The organism is Sporosarcina sp. Y1011, assembly GCF_057669885.1.
This window is the reverse complement of record NZ_JBYHFP010000005.1, coordinates 186,692-204,360: the sequence shown is the minus strand read 5'-3', so window position 1 is coordinate 204,360 and position 17,669 is coordinate 186,692. Positions and strand designations below refer to the sequence as shown.

Below are 17,669 nucleotides of genomic sequence, written 5' to 3'. Positions count from 1 at the left end.
TTCATAACTTTAGCAAATATCTGGACTATTGAAAAGTATCAATTTAGTGTGAAACGTAGGGGTCAGTTTCGTAGGTAGATTGAAAAACATGATTTTTGAATTAGATTTGGATCCCGTTTAACTATAAATACAGTAGTTCAAAACGATTTGGGAATTTGTGTAACCTTAGTAATTTCGTCCATTTCTATCTGTTTTTCTACTATAATAGTCATAGGCCTCATGCATGCGCGGGGACAGAAAAGAAAAGGAGACTGAGTAAAATTCGAATTAATTGGAAGAAACTACTTTTTCTTATTGCGACTGTCTTCTTGCTGTTCCAACTCATTGGTAGCTTTTTTTTCTATGAGTTAGCAGTCAAGCGAGGACCGAAAGAGTTCTTGCAGAAGAATTCAGATTTAGAAGTGTCGGATCAGACAATGGACCTTTTTTTGAATGGCGATTGGATAGACTGGACGTCTGCTCAAAAATTTGAACGCCTTACGTTACCATCACGCGACGGACTAGAACTGTCAGGCTACTATTTGCCCGCATCCCAGCCAACAGATAAATTGGTTATTTTAACACATGGCTATTTAGGTAACGCGAAGCAAATGGGGCTATTTGGGCAGTATTATCATAAAGATTTGGGCTACAATCTTTTTATGCCTGATGCACGAGGGCATGGAAGAAGCGAGGGTGATTACTACGGATTCGGCTGGCCGGATCGGCTCGATTTAATTGATTGGACAGAAACATTGGTGGAAAAGCTTGGATCTGGCACTGAAGTGGCCTACCATGGTCTATCGATGGGCGCAGCAACGGTCTTGATGGCTAGTGGAGAAGAAGGACTTCCCCGACAAGTCAAGGCCATTATAGCGGACAGTCCATATGCATCTGTCTATCAATTATTCGCGTACCAAATGAACCGAATGTTTCACCTGCCGGCTCTCCCATTGTTAGACAGCACCAGTGCTTTAACAAAAATCAGGGCTGGTTATTCATTCAGGGAGGCAAGTGCGTTGAAAGAAGTGGAGAAAACGGATGTCCCAATCCTGTATATCCACGGGAAAGGTGATACGTTCGTTCCTACAGAAATGACAGAGGATTTGTATCAGAGTACGTCAAGTGATGCAGAACTCTTCCTTGTCCCGGAAGCGAACCACGGTGAATCCTTTGCACTTGCCGAAGACAACTACAAAGAGAGAGTAGATCAGTTTTTGGGTCGAACAATCAATTAGTTTCTTGAACAAACGATAAAACAGGCATTAGGAAAGATTTCCTAATGCCTGTTTATGTGGTTGTGTATTTTCTTTAGGCTTTACAGATTGTCATACGAAGCCATCTTATCCATATTACTCGCAACCAAAGCAATGAGTGTACTCGCTTCTTCTTTTGTAAAGACGAAGCTACTTTCTTCTTTGTGAAGTTCGTTTCCTTCTGACCAGAAGCGCTTGACCCTTCGGAGAACGCCATCTCCAGTAGCATTGACTACTCCAAATTGATGCGTTACTTCTATTTCATCTTCAATTTGGAAAGCAGTGACTTCAGGTGTTTCCCATTCGACGCTCAGTTCCTCAAACTCTGTATCAGTAATTTCACCAACGTAGTATTCTCCGCCATCTACAGCGTCTAAAACAAACTCCTCATCAAGATCATCTAAATCATCGTCGGTCATGAAATCATGGAAAATATCATGAACCGCGTCAATTATATCCTCAATATCAGTAAGAATGATTCTGGTAGGTTGTTCGAATTCAAAGTCATAAGTTTCCACGTAAAACTCTGCATTATGCGGATCAAAGTGAAGGGTACAGAAGTATTCTTTTTCGTCATCCTCCGTTTCGACAAAAAATTCGATACGTGGATGTTTGGCACTTTGGTCAATCATCATATGACCGACTTGATCATATTTTTCGCAAATTGAATTTAAGTGATCATGAAGCTCACTAGTTACTCTGTTAAACCATTCCATCGACATGCTTCAGCCGCCCCTTTACTTTTTTCTTCATTCAATCGTATCTTTTCCTAATTCGTGTATTTTATCAAAAAAAGTTTTGGCCATCGTAGAAGTTATTTTTCATGAGTAGTTTTCGCTGCAAAGGGAAAGGTATTATATATGTTAAGAAACAAGGTAATAGGACACAGTATTATGAAATTTCCTCAATTTGATGGATACTGATATAAAGATAGACTTAAAAAAGGAGCAATTTTACATGAGTAAAGAAACAGGATGGAACTTAGACAACAGTTATGCGCGTTTGCCGAAAGCATTGTTCACTAGCATCAATCCAACTCCAGTACGCGCACCGAAGATGATTAAACTTAATGATTCATTAGCACAAGCAATGGGTTTAAACGTTCAGGCGTTGCAAAGCGAAGAGGGTGTAGCGGTGCTTGCTGGAAATGAGATTCCCGATGGTGCATCTCCTCTTGCTCAAGCGTACGCGGGGCATCAATTTGGACATTTTAACATGCTGGGGGACGGTCGAGCTATATTGCTGGGCGAGCAGATTCTGCCTCAAGGTGAAAGGGTTGATATTCAGCTTAAAGGCTCTGGTAGGACGCCTTACTCCCGTGGAGGCGATGGTCGGGCAGGCGTTGGACCCATGTTGCGCGAATACATCATCAGCGAAGCCATGTATGCGCTGGGTATTCCTACGACCCGTAGTCTGGCGGTGGTGACGTCTGCTGAATCAATCATGCGCGAAACCGAGTTGCCTGGTGGGATTCTGACACGAGTGGCTGCCAGTCACCTGCGTGTCGGTACTTTCCAGTACGTTGCAAAATGGGGAACAGTTGAAGAACTACGGATTCTGGCTGACTATACACTAAAGCGTCATTATGCAGATATTGAAATTAATGTGGACCAATATCTTTCACTGCTTCAGGCAGTCATCAAGCGCCAAGCAGAGCTCATTGCTAAATGGCAACTGGTCGGCTTTATACATGGGGTAATGAACACGGATAATATGACCATTAGCGGAGAAACCATCGATTATGGGCCTTGCGCTTTCATGGATATCTATGACCCCGCTACGGTGTTCAGTTCCATTGATAGGCAAGGTCGCTATGCTTACAGTAATCAACCATTGATTGCTGGATGGAATCTTGCACGATTTGCTGAAACCCTCTTGCCACTATTGCATGACAACCAGGAGAGGGCTGTTGAACTCGCCCAAAATGAGATTTCAAGTTTTACTGAGTTGTACCACGCCCATTGGATCGCAGGTATGAGAGCGAAACTGGGGCTGTTTGACGAAGAAACGCAGGACGAAGAACTGGTTAATGACTTACTCAGTATGATGGAAAAGCATCAGGCGGATTATACGAATACTTTCCGCGCATTTACTTTAGATAAGCCGGAAGATACAGTCCTGTTTGGAACCCCGGACTTTGCTCAATGGTTTGAGCGCTGGCAGGCGAGGATAAGCAGACAGCAACAATCGAAAGTCGATTCGAAACAGCTGATGAAGAACAGTAATCCTGCATTAATTCCACGGAACCACCGAGTCGAAGCAGCACTGGAGGCCGCAGTGGAACAAAAAGACTATAGCGTGATGGAAAAGCTTTTGGATGTGCTTTCAAACCCTTACGAGTACTCCGATGAACAAGCTGAATTCTCTACATTGCCGGATACGACGGCACCTTATCAAACCTATTGCGGTACTTGATAGAAAAGCGTTGGAGGAATGTAATTTTCATTGCATTGCTCAATGCCCCGCAAGGAAATAAAAAACAAGCAATGCCAAAGAAAAATGGCATTGCTTGTTTTTGAGATAAGGTTATTTTGTGAAATTATCGAAATATCCTTGGATGAAGACAATCGGTGTCCCTTTATCGCCGCTGCCTGATGTTAAATCAGATAGAGAGCCGATAAGGTCGGTCAGTCTTCTAGGCGTTGTGCCTTGTGATTCCATTGATCCCACAAGATCCTCATCTTTGTTGTCGATGAAGTCGGAGATTGCTTGTTTAAGGTCATCGCCTCTTAAATGGGCAAAGTTATTATCTGCAAGGTATTTTAATTTTATTTCATTTGGCGTGCCCTTTAGGCCAGCTGTGTAAGCGGGCGAAACAACTGGATCTGCAAGTTCCCATATCATACCGATTGGGTCTTTGAATGCGCCATCACCGTAAACCATGACTTCTACATTTTTCCCAGTCTTTTCTTTGAGTGTTTTCTGTATGTTATCAACGACAGGCTGGCAATTACGTGGGAATAGTTTTACGCCGTCTTCAGTAGATTTATTGGACCCTAACAGGCCATATTTTTCATTATATCCACTGCCGTCAATGGACTCGGATAATATGTTATCCAGGCTATAAATTTTTTCCACACCATTGGCTTGTAGTATTTTTTTCGTTCTGAATCTCGTGTGAATATCACACGTAAGAACACTTTTTGTGTAATCTAGAATGGTTTTAGGGTTATTTGAGAAAATAACTTCACATTCCACGCCGTATTCGGCAATTAACGATTTATAGTAATCAATATAATCAACACCCGTAAAGGCATGGTTAATATATCCGAAATGATCGCGGAATTGTTTTTCTGTTAAGACGTCTGTCCAAGGATTAACTCCTTTTTCATCTAATAAGTCTATGTCTACTAAGTGATTACCAACTTCATCAGATGGATAGCTGAGCATTAAAACAATTTTTTTAGCGCCTTTTGCAATACCGCTAAGACAGACTGCAAAACGATTTCGGCTTAAGATAGGAAACACTACGCCAATTGTATCATCACCAAATTTTGAGCTAATATCTTTAGCGATGTGATCGATTGTCGCGTAATTCCCTTGAGCACGTGCAACGATAGATTCTGTTATAGTGACGATGTCCTTATCATTTATGGTAAAGCCTTCAACTTCTGAAGCTTTTAGCACGCTATCTACAACGATTTCTTCTATATTGTCCCCTCGATTAACAATCGGGCAACGAAGACCTCTTACAACTGTTCCAACTACTCTTCCCAATAGTATCGCTCCTCGTGTCGCTTTAATGTAATTTGAAATTCTTATCTACTTGTACTATACAACGTTTTAGTGGTATAAGTAAAATGAATATATGTAATGATAGGTATAAGAGGTGCTTATATGGTTAGTAAGTTGGATTTATATAAAGTATTTTGTATGGTCGGCAAAAGTGAAAGTTTTTCTAAAGCAGCAAAAGGTCTATATATGACGCAGCCCGCTGTCAGTCAAGCGATCATGCAATTGGAGAGAGAATTGGACACGCGCCTTTTCAATAGATCGCCTAAAGGGGTCTCTTTAACAGATGAGGGTAGCCTTCTTTTTGAATATGTAAATTCGGCGATTCATTTAATTGAAACTGGCGAAGAAAAAATGTTGGAATTTAAAAACCTAACGACGGGGGAATTAAAGATTGGTGTTGGTGATACGATTTCAAGGTATTTTTTACTGCCTTATTTAGAGTATTTCCATAAAAGGTATTCAAATATCAAGTTAAAAATTGTAAATGGCACAACATTTGAACTTTGTTCAATCTTGAAATCAGGCGGGGTAGATATTGCGATTTGTAACCTACCCATTATAGACCCTTCGCTAGAACTAAGACCCTGGTTTGAAATTCAAGATACGTTTGTTTACGGGGAGAGATTCCAGAAAATATTATCCAATCCCGTAAGCCTGGAAGAAGTGGCAAAACTGCCATTAATATTACTTGAACGAAAATCAAATTCTCGGAAGTACGTTGAGGATTATATGATATCGAAAGGGATAAAGGTGTCCCCGGAAATTGAGTTAGGCTCTCATGATTTGTTATTGGAGTTTGCTAAAATAAATCTAGGGATCGCTTGTGTGACCAAAGAGTTTTCCGAAGAGTATTTAGCGAAAGGTTTGGTACATGAAGTACAACTCATTGAAAAAATACCTAAGAGAAGTATCGGTGTATGCTATTTGAAAAGTGTGCCACTATCATCAGCCTCAACAAAGTTTGTTGAGATATTGGAAAAGAAACAGGTGTAACCTGGTTAACTCGATAATTCTATCAGGGCTCAAGTCAGAGCCACTAAACCACTATGAAAAAAGACTAAGCATTGAGCCTAGTCTTTCCGCTACACACAATGAATCTAACTTAGTTGAGGAGTACAGTTACCAAAATACCGAGCATTATGCCAACGACGATAGTGCCTGCAAAAATCATCCCCCGTTTCAAAGCTTCATCCTCTCTTTTACCCAATAGTTAAGTTTATTAGGCAAGCTCTGAATTTATGATTAAGCCAAGAACGCCCGTGACTTCAGTCGTGGGAGGTTCATACTTTAACCTGTTGATGTTTATGGCTGACAAAGATTTCTGCGCCTTTTCGTGGACGAGCAGATTTATACCAGTGCCTGAATAGGATAAAAATGAGTAGCAGATCGACCGCGTCACCACCGTAATACATCAGTAGGGCTCCATTCCTAGCTTGTTCTCCTGGAACGCCTTCCGGTGGGTATGCGTAGATGAATTTGGACAGGATGCCATGACCGGCGAGGGCTAGGACAAAGACGACTGTTCTATATCGGAAACTTGAACGGTGAGAAACCGGATCTATGTACAATAAAGAAACTGTGAATAAGTATCCGGCAATGAATACGTGAATGTGCACAACGACGTGGAGAAAAAGGTTTGCATGCATAACAGTGTATAAATTGGTTGTATAAAGGAGCCATAACCCACCAATATTCAAGATGGAGGCGGTGATGGGGGAGGTGAAGAAACGGATCGGATGACGTTGTAACAGCCGGTTCAGTTTTCTCGCGAAATGGACATTGAGTGTGCGCAGCAGCAATGTCATGGGTGCAGCGAGTGCGATGAGCAACGGAGCGAGCATGCCGAGAAGTAAGTGACCCACCATATGTGTCGTGAAATCGGAGTGGGATTGACGAGAGAGTGGACCGACCACTGCGGCTGCAGCGAATAGTACACCTGTCACAAAAGAAATCGTGCGTAACCAAGGCCATTTACGATGGCGTATCCGTCGGTTGGTTGCCAAAACAGCCCCTATGTAAAATCCAATCGCTAGCAATGCCGGAATTCCAAAAAACAAATCGGTAAAGAGGAAGAAAGCATGATTGCTCGGTTCATGATGCATGGAAAATCACTCCTATTGCTTTACGCTGATCGCGTTTAGCTTGGATGATTAGGACGATGCCAATGATAATCATCATAGCTGCGGAAATATTCCATACAAGGTCATACGGTAAAATAGTTACATTGTATCGAATTTGGTGGATGCGCATGATCTTATGCTGGATTGTTCCATCATATAGTTGGAAAGCCCCCGCACCAAGAAGTTTTCCTCCCCACCACATCTTATGCCACAGTGCATGACGCCTTCTTAAATCGGCAACTAGGAATAGCCCCCCAACGGTCGCGAACCAGCTAAATGCATGAAATAGCCCATCTGAAACAAGACCGACCGCGACAGTCGATTTGTCGTAAAATTTATGCCAATGGAGCAGTTGGTGGAACAAGGTTTCGTCAAGAAAAGCAACAAATCCTAATCCAAACAAGATACCCGACCAGAGATTTCGTCGTGCAAACGTTTCTCTGTTCGTCAAATACTCTTGATTGTTCTGTGTATTTTTCATAATCTCTACCTCCATCTGTACAAGTCCGTGTTTCCCCAAGTATGACCGCAAAGGGACGATGGTAAACGGGGAAGAGGTTGTGAATCGGAGTATATACTTTGCTACTCCTATGCCGCGCCTGCGCTCGGAAGCTCATTACCGACAGAGTTGTAGTTTTGGAGATGTATAGAATGAGATTATAATGTAATCACTATTTGCTACTAATTTTATTCAAGATAGACGCACTACAGGTTGCAGATTTAATCCCCGACAACGAAATGCGCTTTCCTCCTACACAGACTATCCACAAAGCCTCGAAGTGGTATTAGCAGGATTCTTGGTTCTTTCCATGTATTGCGCCTGTTGATAAGTGTATTCAATCGTTTTATCCACAATAATGAAATGCAATTTCAACCATCCACAATGTGCATAAGTGATATTGACAGGATTTCTGATTCTGCCCATACATTTGTTTAAATGGATATGTGCTAGGGAATAGATACTAGATAACGGGACAAAGAAAGTGTTAGTAACTTGGTGTTATTCCTTGCTTCTGATGAGAGTACGTTTATCACAGGTATGGGAAGTCTGATAAAGAAATTGAACGATTAACGAGCCAAATTTGAGAGGGGAATTCATAATGAGTAATCGATTCGATGGTAAAGTAATTCTAATTACAGGTGCAGGTTCAGGTTTAGGTCGTGTAACTGCCTTACAAGTGATAAAAGAGGGAGCTAATGTTTCATTAGTTGACTTAAATAGCGATGGATTAGAAGAAACAAAAAAACTAGCGCTAGAAGTATCTTCAAAAGCAGAGGTACTTTTAATCACTGCAAACGTCGCGGATGAAGATTCCGTTAAGAATTATGTAGATGAAACAGTTAAAAAGTTCGGTCGTATTGATGGTTTCTTCAATAATGCAGGGATTGAAGGGAAACAAAACCTAACAGAGGATTACGGTAGTGATGAGTTTCAGAAAGTCATTAGTGTTAACTTAAATGGTGTATTTTTCGGAATGAAATATGTACTAGCCGTTATGAAAAAACAAGGATCTGGGTCCATTGTAAACACAGCTTCTGTTGGTGGGATCCGTGGTGTTGGTAATCAATCGGGATACTCAGCAAGTAAGCATGGCGTTGTAGGATTAACAAGAAACTCTGGTATTGAATACGGACAGTTCGGCATTAGCGTAAATGCGATTGCACCTGGTGCGATTATGACGCCAATGGTTGAAGCGTCATTGAAACAACTAGGCGGCGACAATTGGGAAGAAGCAGGTAAAGAGTTTGTCAGTGTAAACCCAATGAAACGTTTCGGAAAACCTGTAGAAGTAGGTTATTTAGTTGCCTTCTTACTTTCGGACCAAGCCACATTTATTAACGCAACTGTAATTCCTATCGACGGTGGGCAATCTTATAAATACTAATTGAATTCAAAGAGATTGCCTTGTTACGTTAAGGTATGAATTCAGTCGAAATACATCCGAATCACAAATGAATTAACGGGGGATATCCGATCATGGGATATCCCTTTTTGTTATATGAAATCAGTCATTCAAAACAACGGCTGCCAAAAGGGACGCTGTTTTGAATGCCGCAAAAAAAAGATTCGAAATTTCTAGACTACTATATAGGCTTCTTTCGGTAAAGCTTTTCGCTAACAAGTAAGAAAAGATGGTGTTCATTTGGTATAATTTGTGTAACAGTAAAATGAACAAGTTATGAAGAACCAGCCAAATCGAAAGGGGGAGTGAAGCATGAAACGGTTTCCGGAAGGCATTCAATTCTGCTATGAGTGGCGTTCCTATCAGAGACGCATATTGAACGAACTGGAAAGTCATCTAGTGAATAGGCATCTGCATCTTGTGGCACCGCCGGGATCTGGAAAAACGGTCCTCGGTCTTGAGGTTATGCTTCGGCTGGATCGCCCGACCTTGATTGTTGCGCCGACCTTGGCCATTCGGGCGCAGTGGATGGAGCGATTCACAGAGCTTTTCCTTGGAGACGAACCTCCTGATTGGATGTCTACTAATTTAAAGGAACCTGCATTTGTAACGGTGACGACCTATCAATCGCTACATAGCCTAATCTCTGGACGCGAAGAAATAATAGATAATGGTGAAGAACAGACTGACGATGAACTGCTAGAAGACCATATAATCGGAAGTGGTGAGGAGCTAATCCGTAAACTGGATCAGATTGGCTTTGGCACACTTATATTGGATGAAGCCCACCATCTTCGCACATCTTGGTGGAGGACGATGATGGACGTGAAGAAGAGGCTTGGTGAACCTGTTGTCGTCGCGCTAACTGCCACACCACCTTACGATGTGGGAGCTTCAGAGTGGCAGCGTTATGTCGCATTGTGCGGACCGATTGATTTGGAAATATCGGTACCTGAGCTTGTGAAAGCGTCAGAACTTTGTCCACACCAGGATTTCATTCACTATTCAATTCCTGAAGTGGATGAAATGATGCGAATTCTAGCGTTTCGTGACGATGTGGATCGTTTCATCGAGCAATTGATTGGGGATAAAGAATTTGTGGTGTATCTCGAAAAACATCCATGGATAGCAGAACCTGAAGCACATGTTGAGCAGATTTTGTCCAGTCCAGGCGTTTTCTCCAGTATGCTTTTGTTCTTAAAAAATAACAATTCACAAGCGTATGCCCATGCCCTCCCTATCATCGGGATGAAAGATGAGCAAATGCCGGAGTTGTCGCTTCCTTGGCTTGAAGAGTTGCTCACGGGCTTGCTATTTCATATGGATGATAAAAACGTCATTTTAAAAGACATACGAAAACGTCTAACGCGTATCGGAGCGGTGGAGCGTCGGAAAGTCGTACTCCTTTCAAACGCGTCCATAAAGAGAGGGTTAATACATAGTGCATCAAAATTGAAGAGTATAGAAGAAATTGTGAAGGCAGAGAAAGCGCTTCTAGGCATACAGCTCCGCATGGTTATTTTGACAGATTACATTCGAATTGCGGATATGCCATTAAAAAAAGGGGATGAGCTTCCATTTGCTCGCCTTGGTGTCGTACCGATTTTTGAAGTGCTGCGTAGAAATCTCGGTCCACTCATTAAGCCGGGTATCCTGACTGGCTCGATTGTCGTATTGCCGGTGAGTGCAAGGTCCATATTTGAGGAGGAGGCAAATAACCGTGGAGTGACTGTCGTTGCATTACCACTTGAAGTTGATGCGTCCTTTATCCGAATCGAGGTGGGCTCGGCTGATCGACAACAGATGGTCGCGATAATGACTGAAGTTCTCAAAAGGGGCGGCGTGGATGTGCTAACCGGGACGGCCGCTCTCCTTGGAGAAGGATGGGACGCGCCTTGCATAAATTCACTTATTTTAGCTTCTAATGTAGGTTCTTTCATGCTGTCCAATCAAATGCGCGGACGTGCAATTCGAACAGATCGAAATGATCCCGCTAAAACGTCTTCCATCTGGCATCTGGTCTGTGTAGATAGGAGTGATGCAGGTGGAGGAGCAGATTATGATAATCTAACGCGGAGATTTCGATCCTTAATTGGCATAGGAGCAAAGCGAGATATTATCGAAACGGGCATTGCTCGACTGGAGATTGGGGCTCCTCCAGGTACAGTGGAAAGCGTTAACATATTAAATCGTGAAATGACTCAACGCGCGGGCAAACGAGACACTTTTTTCGTCCGTTGGCAAAGAGCCATCGATGGAGGCCGTGAAATGACCGAGGAAATCGTGGCAGATAAACAATCCTTACCGCGTCCATATTATCTGGATAACACGTTGAGAGGTCTTTGTTGGATCACGGGCTTTATCGCTTTAGAAACAGTAGTTGATTTCAGCAATCTTTTCCGAAATCTTGGTGCCTTTTCGTTGGGTGAAGGAATGGCGATTGCGACAGTACTCGGCCTCCTTTTCGCAGCACCTTCTTTCTATAAAACGGTGAAGTTGTATAGCAAGCACCCTTCCGTTGAAGCGAGCATGAAAGAGATTGCGGAAACTGTCTATTCATCCATGCTTCATGCAGGTGCTGTTAAAACACCTCTCCATAAGAATATGATTAGAGTGACGCAAGACGGTGCAGGAACATACACATGCTGGCTTGAAGAAGGGACGACACATGAGAAGACGATCTTCATGACTGCATTGAAGGAGTTTCTTGAACCCATTGAGAATCCACGATACATTCTAATACGTAAGGTAGGAAAGCTTTGGAAGAGGTCTGATTATCATGCTATCCCACAAATAATCGGACAAAAGAAAGAATATGTTAGCTATTTCTTGGAAGAATGGGAACGACGGGTTGGAAAGTCTGACTTCATCTACACCAGAACTGTCGAGGGTCGTCTCAAACTGCTGGAAGCGAGGTTGAAGGCGTTATCCAGTTCGTTCATACCGAAAGTAGAACGGACCAGTGGATGGCGGTAAGAAGACATAAAGTCAATTTAAGGAGAAGCGCCAAATGGTAGTGTAGTAAAAAGACTGTAAAATGGAGGCTGTTCATGAGAATAATAACGATTGAAGAGATAGTCAATACATTTTCATTAGAAGTGTTGAGCGGACAGGACCAATTGCATCGTATTATTAAAAAGTCTAAAGTACGTCGGCCAGGATTAGAATTTATGGATAAATTTGATTTCATCGCAACTGGTTATGTACAAATTTTAGGGAAAAATGAGATAAATTATCTGCATACGCTAACCATTGAGGAGTGTAAGCTGCGGATTGGGAATATTGTTCAATACGCGCCTCCTTGCATTATTATAACGTCAAAGCAGGAAGAGCCATTAGGTCTGATTCAGTACTGTACGGAAGAAAAGATCCCTGTGTTGCGCACACGTGATTCCACGGGGGAGCTAAGCGCGAAGATGGATGGATATGTTGTGAAAGCAATGGCTCCGGAGATAGCGATTCATGGCGTTTGTGTCAATGTATCAGGGATAGGTGTTCTGCTACGTGGCAATTCGGGTGTAGGGAAGAGTGAAACAGCGCATACGCTGATAGGTAGGGGACATCGGTTGGTAGCGGATGATATTGTCGTGCTGAAAAAACTTAGTCCACAGACATTGCTTGGTACACATGATGACAATAACAAGGAATTTCTCGCCTTGCGCAGTATTGGCTTGTTAAATGTTGTGCGCTTATATGGAAGAGCGGCTTTTCAAGAAGAGACACGAATTTCACTAGATATTGAATTGATCAAATGGAAGGGGAATGACTTGAATAACGAATTGGAATTGGAAGAGAAGTTCGTAGAATACATGGACGTTCAAATCCCTCACATTCAAATCCAACTTCAGCCAGGTCGAGATATTTCGGGTCTGATTGAAGCGGCAGCGAATAACTGGTATTTAAAACAGCAAGGTTATAGCGCGGCGGAGGAGTTCATGAAACGGATTGAATCGGATATCGATAAATGACAGGTACTTGTGTAAAAACAATCGTGAATGTTTGAACAATCACGATTGTTTTTTTGTGCCTTTTTGCATTTTTACTTAGGTGTATTGATAATGCGGGTCGACAGAGGATGTTAAAGGCACTTATACATCGATTTAGAGAGTTCGTAGAGATTTATATTACTTTTAGTGGAGAGGCATACTAGAAGGAGTCCTGGGAGGTCGTTTTTTCTAATAACGAGACTGATTAACCCTAATATTGATAAGGAATCGATGCGGAATTCCCATAGGTGCGTACTATAGCAGTTTAACTTCATTCAGTAGAACTCATTCATGACTATCATTTGTGGGATTAATGTGAATAATATATGCAATTTAACTGGAGTTTTAGACATAATCACGCCGAGGAGTGATTGATTTTCGAACCGAGTGGCAGGGAGGGGGAGGGAACTAGCTTACTCTGAAAAAGCTATAAGCATTGTATGTATTGATAGTTATGTTGTATACATTAATAGTTATATTGTATACAATTTCGTATACATAAGTAAACAATATTGTAAACACGTATACAAAGATGTACACATACTTTAGGTACAGATGTTTACGTAAATGAATACAAGTGTACTGAAACGTATACAGGTTTACGTAAATGTTTACAATATTACAATTGTATGTTAAATGGTAACGTAGGATTGACCTGTCTCTGAAAGTCAGATACTATTTTAGTAGTAAGATATGTTTTATAGAAAGGATGATTTAATTGACAGAATCTCGCATTGCGGCAATAGACGTAGGAAATGATTCATTGAAAGCAATTTTCGGTAAAGTAGAACTAGAACTCAATATTCCTAATGTAATTGCACAGGATATTGCAGATCGTCCAATCATCGGAATTGAAGAACTCGACAACCAAGAGCCTGCTGATGGCATTCATATTCGTTTGCACTCGCCGACATTACATGATAACAATGCAATTTATCGGGTTGGGAATTTAGCGACGAAAAGTGGTAACTCTACAGAGCTAGACCCGGGGAGTAACAAATCCGAAGAAGATCAAACATTGGTCATGATGTTCGCGGCACTTGCATTAGATGCAGCGCGTGACGAAAATAAAGCCATTTTCAAACGTAATAACAATGTTATTGAAGCTACGTATACACTGGGTACAGGTCTTCCGCTTAGGGAAGTAAAAGAAGGGAAAGATGTTGGCTATCGTTCTCAACTGCTTGGCTCTGTTCACCAGGTGGAGTTTTTAGTTACACCTAAATACCAAGGCCTGAAGGTTAATATTAAGTTTGATGAAGTGAAAGTCTATCCGGAAGGTTTTGCGGCATTTATCAACCTTGTAATGGATAATGATTTAAATGTCATTAATAAAGAGCTAATTGATAAGCAACTCCTAATTCAAGATATCGGCGGCCTCTCAACGGATGTGGCAGTCATTAAAAACCGTAAAGTAGATGATGATAAAGCGCAGGGCTTCAACCTTGGTGTATCAGAGTCACTAGATGCAATTCGGGAAGAAATTTATGCTAGACATGGCGTAGAGTTGGATAGCCGACTGGATGTAGTGGAAATTATTACGAAGAAAAATGACCGTAATCACATTATGGTAAAAGGAAGCCGGACAAGTGTGCATGACATTGTTGACCGAATTCTAATGGATTTAGCGAAAAAACAATACCGTCATTTACGTAATGTATGGGCAAGAAACTCGCAATCAGAGATTTGTTATTTTATCGGCGGAGGTTCTATTGTACTTAAAGACTATCTAAAAACATTGAATAATAGTTTGGATGGCTTTAACATCGATTTCTTTGAAGATGAAAAAGAAAGCGTTTGGATGATGGCTAATGCCTATTACAAGCTAATTTCAGACTTCTCTAGAAAGAATCAAAAAGTTCAACCACAACAAACACAACAACCACAACAACCACAACGGAAAGCCGAAGAAAAGTTCGTTAAAACAAAATAGGGTGAGAGTGCATGAGTGAAACAGGATTAAAAAGGGGTCAGCCCATTACATTTCGTATCCCGTCCGATACATCTGACCACACATTAAAGCAATTGCAAAAGTTGAAAGAAGTTGAACGAAGAAACTTTTCCAGCAAAATTGCTGAATTTGTGATAGATGGTGTGAATGATTCTCTTGTAAAGCACAGGGAAACCATCGTCATTCCGCTGCCAAAAGGATTAACTAAAGCGCAACGGGATTGGCTCAAACATGAACATTCTGAAGCGTTGCTTGGAAGTATTGTTTATCAGCTGTTGTCCGATCCAAACCGTACAGCTGCCCTCTTTGCTTCGCTTAACAGTAACGCATTAGAGGTGGATGATGCTTTATATCTCCAAGAAGAAACGGTCATTGAAGAGAAGTCCTTCATAAATAATGATGCGGATGACGATTTGGACAACTTTGACTGGGAATCGTTAAAACAAACGCAAAGCACGTCTGTCGAAGAGGAAGAAGAGCTAGATCCTCTTGCCGATTTTCTTGCTCAAATGAATAAGTAAGAAGTCTTTATAGGCCGCCTGTTCTCCGTATATGGAGAGTAGGCGGCCTGTTTTTTGTGTCTACATAGAGATTGTTAGTAATTCCGTTAAAACCGCTTCAGCGCTTTATGGATGCCTCCCGCGATAAACCAGAAAGAAGACCAGGGAGGGATTAAACTGCATCCCTCCTTCAGTCTTATCGCTCCGGCTACCACGAAGACGCGCCTTCGCTAGACGGTCTTCTATGTAGAGAGCGCATTTCATTATCGGGGATAGGGCCAGCAGCCTCTACTGCGTCCTTTTTTAATGAAATTTGTATCAAATAGTAATCACATTATAATCACAGTCTATATATCTTAAAATCACTTTCAATAATGGGACATCGCAGTGCAGGCGCTGCAAAGGGGTAGCTGAAGCCGTGAGACTAGGATGCGAAGCGCCAATCCAGGCTCATGCCTAGAGGCATCTCCAAAGCGCCAAGCGGTCTATAATCCACACTTCAGATCACAACTCTCTCAATATCAAGTTTTATTAATTTTCCCGGGAAATTTTGAATGCGAATAATGGAAGAAATGCAGTAAAAGTATATCCTACGGGGATGTAATGCTGGAATCGGGGTAAACTATGCTACTAAATAGAAAAGTAAATGGAGTTTAACAATGACGCTATCAAATGAAACGAGGTGTATTAACATAGACCAAATGAATTGCGACTTTACCCCACTGAAAGAACAATTAATAAAGGGGCTAGAGAATGTTTTGGTTCAAGTTAATCATGGAATAAAAACATTGAAAAGTGATGACTATTGTCTATTAGGAAAACTTGCTGATATTAAAGGGGAGTTTGAAAAAGCGGAAGCTGTTGCTGCATCTTTTTATCTAAATTGTTATTTGTCACCATATACTGACAAGTACTTAGCGATATCTACTAGCATTCAACGCCTTTCAAACCAAAGACATGGTGCATTGATTGTGATTGAGCGAGAGAATCACTTGGATTCTTTTATACGCTCTGGAACGCCCATCGGTGCTACATTGACTCACTCCCTATTGGAATCTCTCTTTTATCCAGGTAATCCGCTTCATGATGGTGCTGTATTGGTTCGTAACAATCAAATTTTTTCTGCTGCAAATGTTTTGCCTTTATCAAACATAGTTGTCGGTGAAAAAAAGCTAGGTACACGTCATCGGGCTGCGATTGGTTTATCCGAAGTAAGCGATGCTTTAGTGCTGGTAGTTTCCGAAGAGACAGGGAAAGTTTCTTTTGCTATAAATGGAGAAATTCACCCTATTATTACTTCAAGCGCACTATTCGTATAATTTCGGGGAAATGAATTTAGTGAGTTAAAATGAAAAAAGGTGTGAAAGGATGAGTAGTCATCCTTTCACACCTTTTGAATATTAAGAACGTAAAGTTTTTAAAGCGCCGCTCCAAGCAAGAACTTGGTCAATCATTGTGTTTGCGTTACCAGCATGGTAGTCAGCAGGTTTGAACACGCTCATGTCTTCAAAATCTGACATTAGTGAGAATGTAACTGCCGTACGTACGTCAGCAACTTGTAGCTCACCTAAGATAAGGCGAAGGTTTTCGTGTGCACGCGTACCACCTAAGCTACCATATCCAACAAATCCAGCTGCTTTGTTGTTCAATTCTGGGTTCAAGTAGTCAAGTGCATTTTTAAGAGCTCCACCAATTGCGTGATTGTATTCAGGTGTTACGAAAATATAGCCGTCGAAAGAAGCCATTTTTTCTGACCATGCTTTAATTTGAGTTTCAGCATCAGGTTGTGCGTTTGCTGAGCCGAGAAGTGGAAGGTTATAATTTGCAAGATCTACAATTTCGTATTCTGCGTCATTGCGTTTTTGTGCAAATTCGTTCATCCATTTTGCTACAGCATCACCATTACGACCTACACGTACACTACCTTGAACAATACCAATTTTTAGTTTTGCGTTTGTCATTGTTATTTCCTCCTCATTATTCTTGCCAAATAGTTTATTGAAAAAACCCATTACTTACACCGCCATTACTATTCTTTGTTGGAAAATGTGAATGAAACACGAATATCTGCAATTAGGTTACATCAAGAAGATCAACCAATCTGTATTTACTGTGCTACCATTCCGTTATTAATTTGATGCGTACTTCGCCATGACGGGACTTATGTAATTCTCTGAGAAGTGAAAAATTCAATTTAAATATAGTATCTCCAACTTAATTTAAATTGAAAGTCCTTCT

14 protein-coding genes are annotated in these 17,669 nt (G+C 41.4%); 9 read left to right on the top strand and 5 right to left on the bottom strand.

From position 1 onward, the window contains the following. Positions 1-377: 377 nt before the first annotated feature. On the top strand, positions 378-1,217 hold the full coding sequence (locus AC25Y5_RS08985) for an alpha/beta hydrolase (protein WP_488139972.1): 840 nt from the start codon (positions 378-380) through the stop codon (positions 1,215-1,217). 80 nt (positions 1,218-1,297) lie between these two features. Here the strand turns inward: AC25Y5_RS08985 and AC25Y5_RS08980 are convergent, their stop codons facing one another. After that, on the bottom strand, positions 1,298-1,957 hold the full coding sequence (locus AC25Y5_RS08980) for a hypothetical protein (RefSeq protein ID WP_488139971.1): 660 nt from the start codon (positions 1,955-1,957) through the stop codon (positions 1,298-1,300). Positions 1,958-2,192: 235 nt separating this feature from the next. Here AC25Y5_RS08980 and AC25Y5_RS08975 point away from each other — a divergent pair, with 235 nt between their 5' ends. Continuing rightward, positions 2,193-3,650 (top strand): protein adenylyltransferase SelO, encoded by a 1,458-nt coding sequence (locus AC25Y5_RS08975; RefSeq protein ID WP_488139970.1) that lies wholly within the window; start codon positions 2,193-2,195, stop codon positions 3,648-3,650. A gap of 111 nt (positions 3,651-3,761) precedes the next feature. Here the strand turns inward: AC25Y5_RS08975 and AC25Y5_RS08970 are convergent, their stop codons facing one another. Continuing rightward, positions 3,762-4,952 carry a coenzyme F420-0:L-glutamate ligase gene (locus tag AC25Y5_RS08970; protein ID WP_488139969.1) on the bottom strand — a complete coding sequence of 397 codons (1,191 nt, stop codon included), beginning with the start codon at positions 4,950-4,952 and terminating at the stop codon, positions 3,762-3,764. Positions 4,953-5,072: 120 nt separating this feature from the next. Here AC25Y5_RS08970 and AC25Y5_RS08965 point away from each other — a divergent pair, with 120 nt between their 5' ends. Beyond that, a complete protein-coding gene (locus tag AC25Y5_RS08965; RefSeq protein ID WP_488139968.1) occupies positions 5,073-5,963 on the top strand; it encodes a LysR family transcriptional regulator in 891 nt (296 codons plus the stop codon). 287 nt (positions 5,964-6,250) lie between these two features. Here the strand turns inward: AC25Y5_RS08965 and AC25Y5_RS08960 are convergent, their stop codons facing one another. Both AC25Y5_RS08960 and AC25Y5_RS08955 read right to left on the bottom strand, forming a co-directional pair. Continuing rightward, positions 6,251-7,072 carry a cytochrome c oxidase assembly protein gene (locus tag AC25Y5_RS08960; protein WP_488139967.1) on the bottom strand — a complete coding sequence of 274 codons (822 nt, stop codon included), beginning with the start codon at positions 7,070-7,072 and terminating at the stop codon, positions 6,251-6,253. After that, positions 7,062-7,571, bottom strand: a complete 510-nt coding sequence (locus tag AC25Y5_RS08955; protein WP_488139966.1) for a DUF2243 domain-containing protein — start codon at positions 7,569-7,571, stop codon at positions 7,062-7,064. Before AC25Y5_RS08955 ends, AC25Y5_RS08960 begins: the two co-directional genes overlap by 11 nt. A 619-nt stretch (positions 7,572-8,190) precedes the next feature. On the opposite strand from AC25Y5_RS08955, the gene AC25Y5_RS08950 reads away from it, so the two are divergent. From AC25Y5_RS08950 to cdaS, 6 genes are all read left to right on the top strand, one after another. Next, entirely contained in the window at positions 8,191-8,976 is a 786-nt protein-coding gene (locus AC25Y5_RS08950) for an SDR family oxidoreductase (RefSeq protein WP_488139965.1), read from the top strand. A gap of 330 nt (positions 8,977-9,306) precedes the next feature. After that, on the top strand, positions 9,307-11,970 hold the full coding sequence (locus tag AC25Y5_RS08945; RefSeq protein WP_488139964.1) for a DEAD/DEAH box helicase family protein: 2,664 nt from the start codon (positions 9,307-9,309) through the stop codon (positions 11,968-11,970). A gap of 74 nt (positions 11,971-12,044) precedes the next feature. Beyond that, positions 12,045-12,962 carry an HPr(Ser) kinase/phosphatase gene (gene hprK / locus AC25Y5_RS08940; RefSeq protein WP_488139963.1) on the top strand — a complete coding sequence of 306 codons (918 nt, stop codon included), beginning with the start codon at positions 12,045-12,047 and terminating at the stop codon, positions 12,960-12,962. Between the two features lie 736 nt (positions 12,963-13,698). Continuing rightward, a complete protein-coding gene (locus tag AC25Y5_RS08935) occupies positions 13,699-14,913 on the top strand; it encodes an Alp7A family actin-like protein (RefSeq protein WP_488139962.1) in 1,215 nt (404 codons plus the stop codon). Between the two features lie 11 nt (positions 14,914-14,924). Beyond that, positions 14,925-15,452: a hypothetical protein gene (locus AC25Y5_RS08930; protein WP_488139961.1), complete on the top strand. Its 528-nt coding sequence runs from the start codon at positions 14,925-14,927 to the stop codon at positions 15,450-15,452. A gap of 671 nt (positions 15,453-16,123) precedes the next feature. Then, positions 16,124-16,750: a sporulation-specific diadenylate cyclase CdaS gene (gene cdaS, locus AC25Y5_RS08925; protein WP_482101773.1), complete on the top strand. Its 627-nt coding sequence runs from the start codon at positions 16,124-16,126 to the stop codon at positions 16,748-16,750. Positions 16,751-16,831: 81 nt separating this feature from the next. Here cdaS and AC25Y5_RS08920 read toward each other — a convergent pair whose 3' ends face one another. Beyond that, entirely contained in the window at positions 16,832-17,392 is a 561-nt protein-coding gene (locus AC25Y5_RS08920; RefSeq protein WP_482104766.1) for an NADPH-dependent FMN reductase, read from the bottom strand. Positions 17,393-17,669: the final 277 nt, after the last annotated feature.

Coding starts and splice junctions, on each gene's coding strand:
- AC25Y5_RS08975 (WP_488139970.1), top strand. CDS start 2,193: ATGAGTAAAGAAACAGGATGGAACTTAGACAACAGTTATGCGCGTTTG.
- AC25Y5_RS08965 (WP_488139968.1), top strand. CDS start 5,073: ATGGTTAGTAAGTTGGATTTATATAAAGTATTTTGTATGGTCGGCAAA.
- AC25Y5_RS08930 (WP_488139961.1), top strand. CDS start 14,925: ATGAGTGAAACAGGATTAAAAAGGGGTCAGCCCATTACATTTCGTATC.
- hprK (WP_488139963.1), top strand. CDS start 12,045: ATGAGAATAATAACGATTGAAGAGATAGTCAATACATTTTCATTAGAA.
- AC25Y5_RS08980 (WP_488139971.1), bottom strand. CDS start 1,957: ATGTCGATGGAATGGTTTAACAGAGTAACTAGTGAGCTTCATGATCAC.
- AC25Y5_RS08960 (WP_488139967.1), bottom strand. CDS start 7,072: ATGCATCATGAACCGAGCAATCATGCTTTCTTCCTCTTTACCGATTTG.
- AC25Y5_RS08955 (WP_488139966.1), bottom strand. CDS start 7,571: ATGAAAAATACACAGAACAATCAAGAGTATTTGACGAACAGAGAAACG.
- AC25Y5_RS08950 (WP_488139965.1), top strand. CDS start 8,191: ATGAGTAATCGATTCGATGGTAAAGTAATTCTAATTACAGGTGCAGGT.
- AC25Y5_RS08920 (WP_482104766.1), bottom strand. CDS start 17,392: ATGACAAACGCAAAACTAAAAATTGGTATTGTTCAAGGTAGTGTACGT.
- AC25Y5_RS08945 (WP_488139964.1), top strand. CDS start 9,307: ATGAAACGGTTTCCGGAAGGCATTCAATTCTGCTATGAGTGGCGTTCC.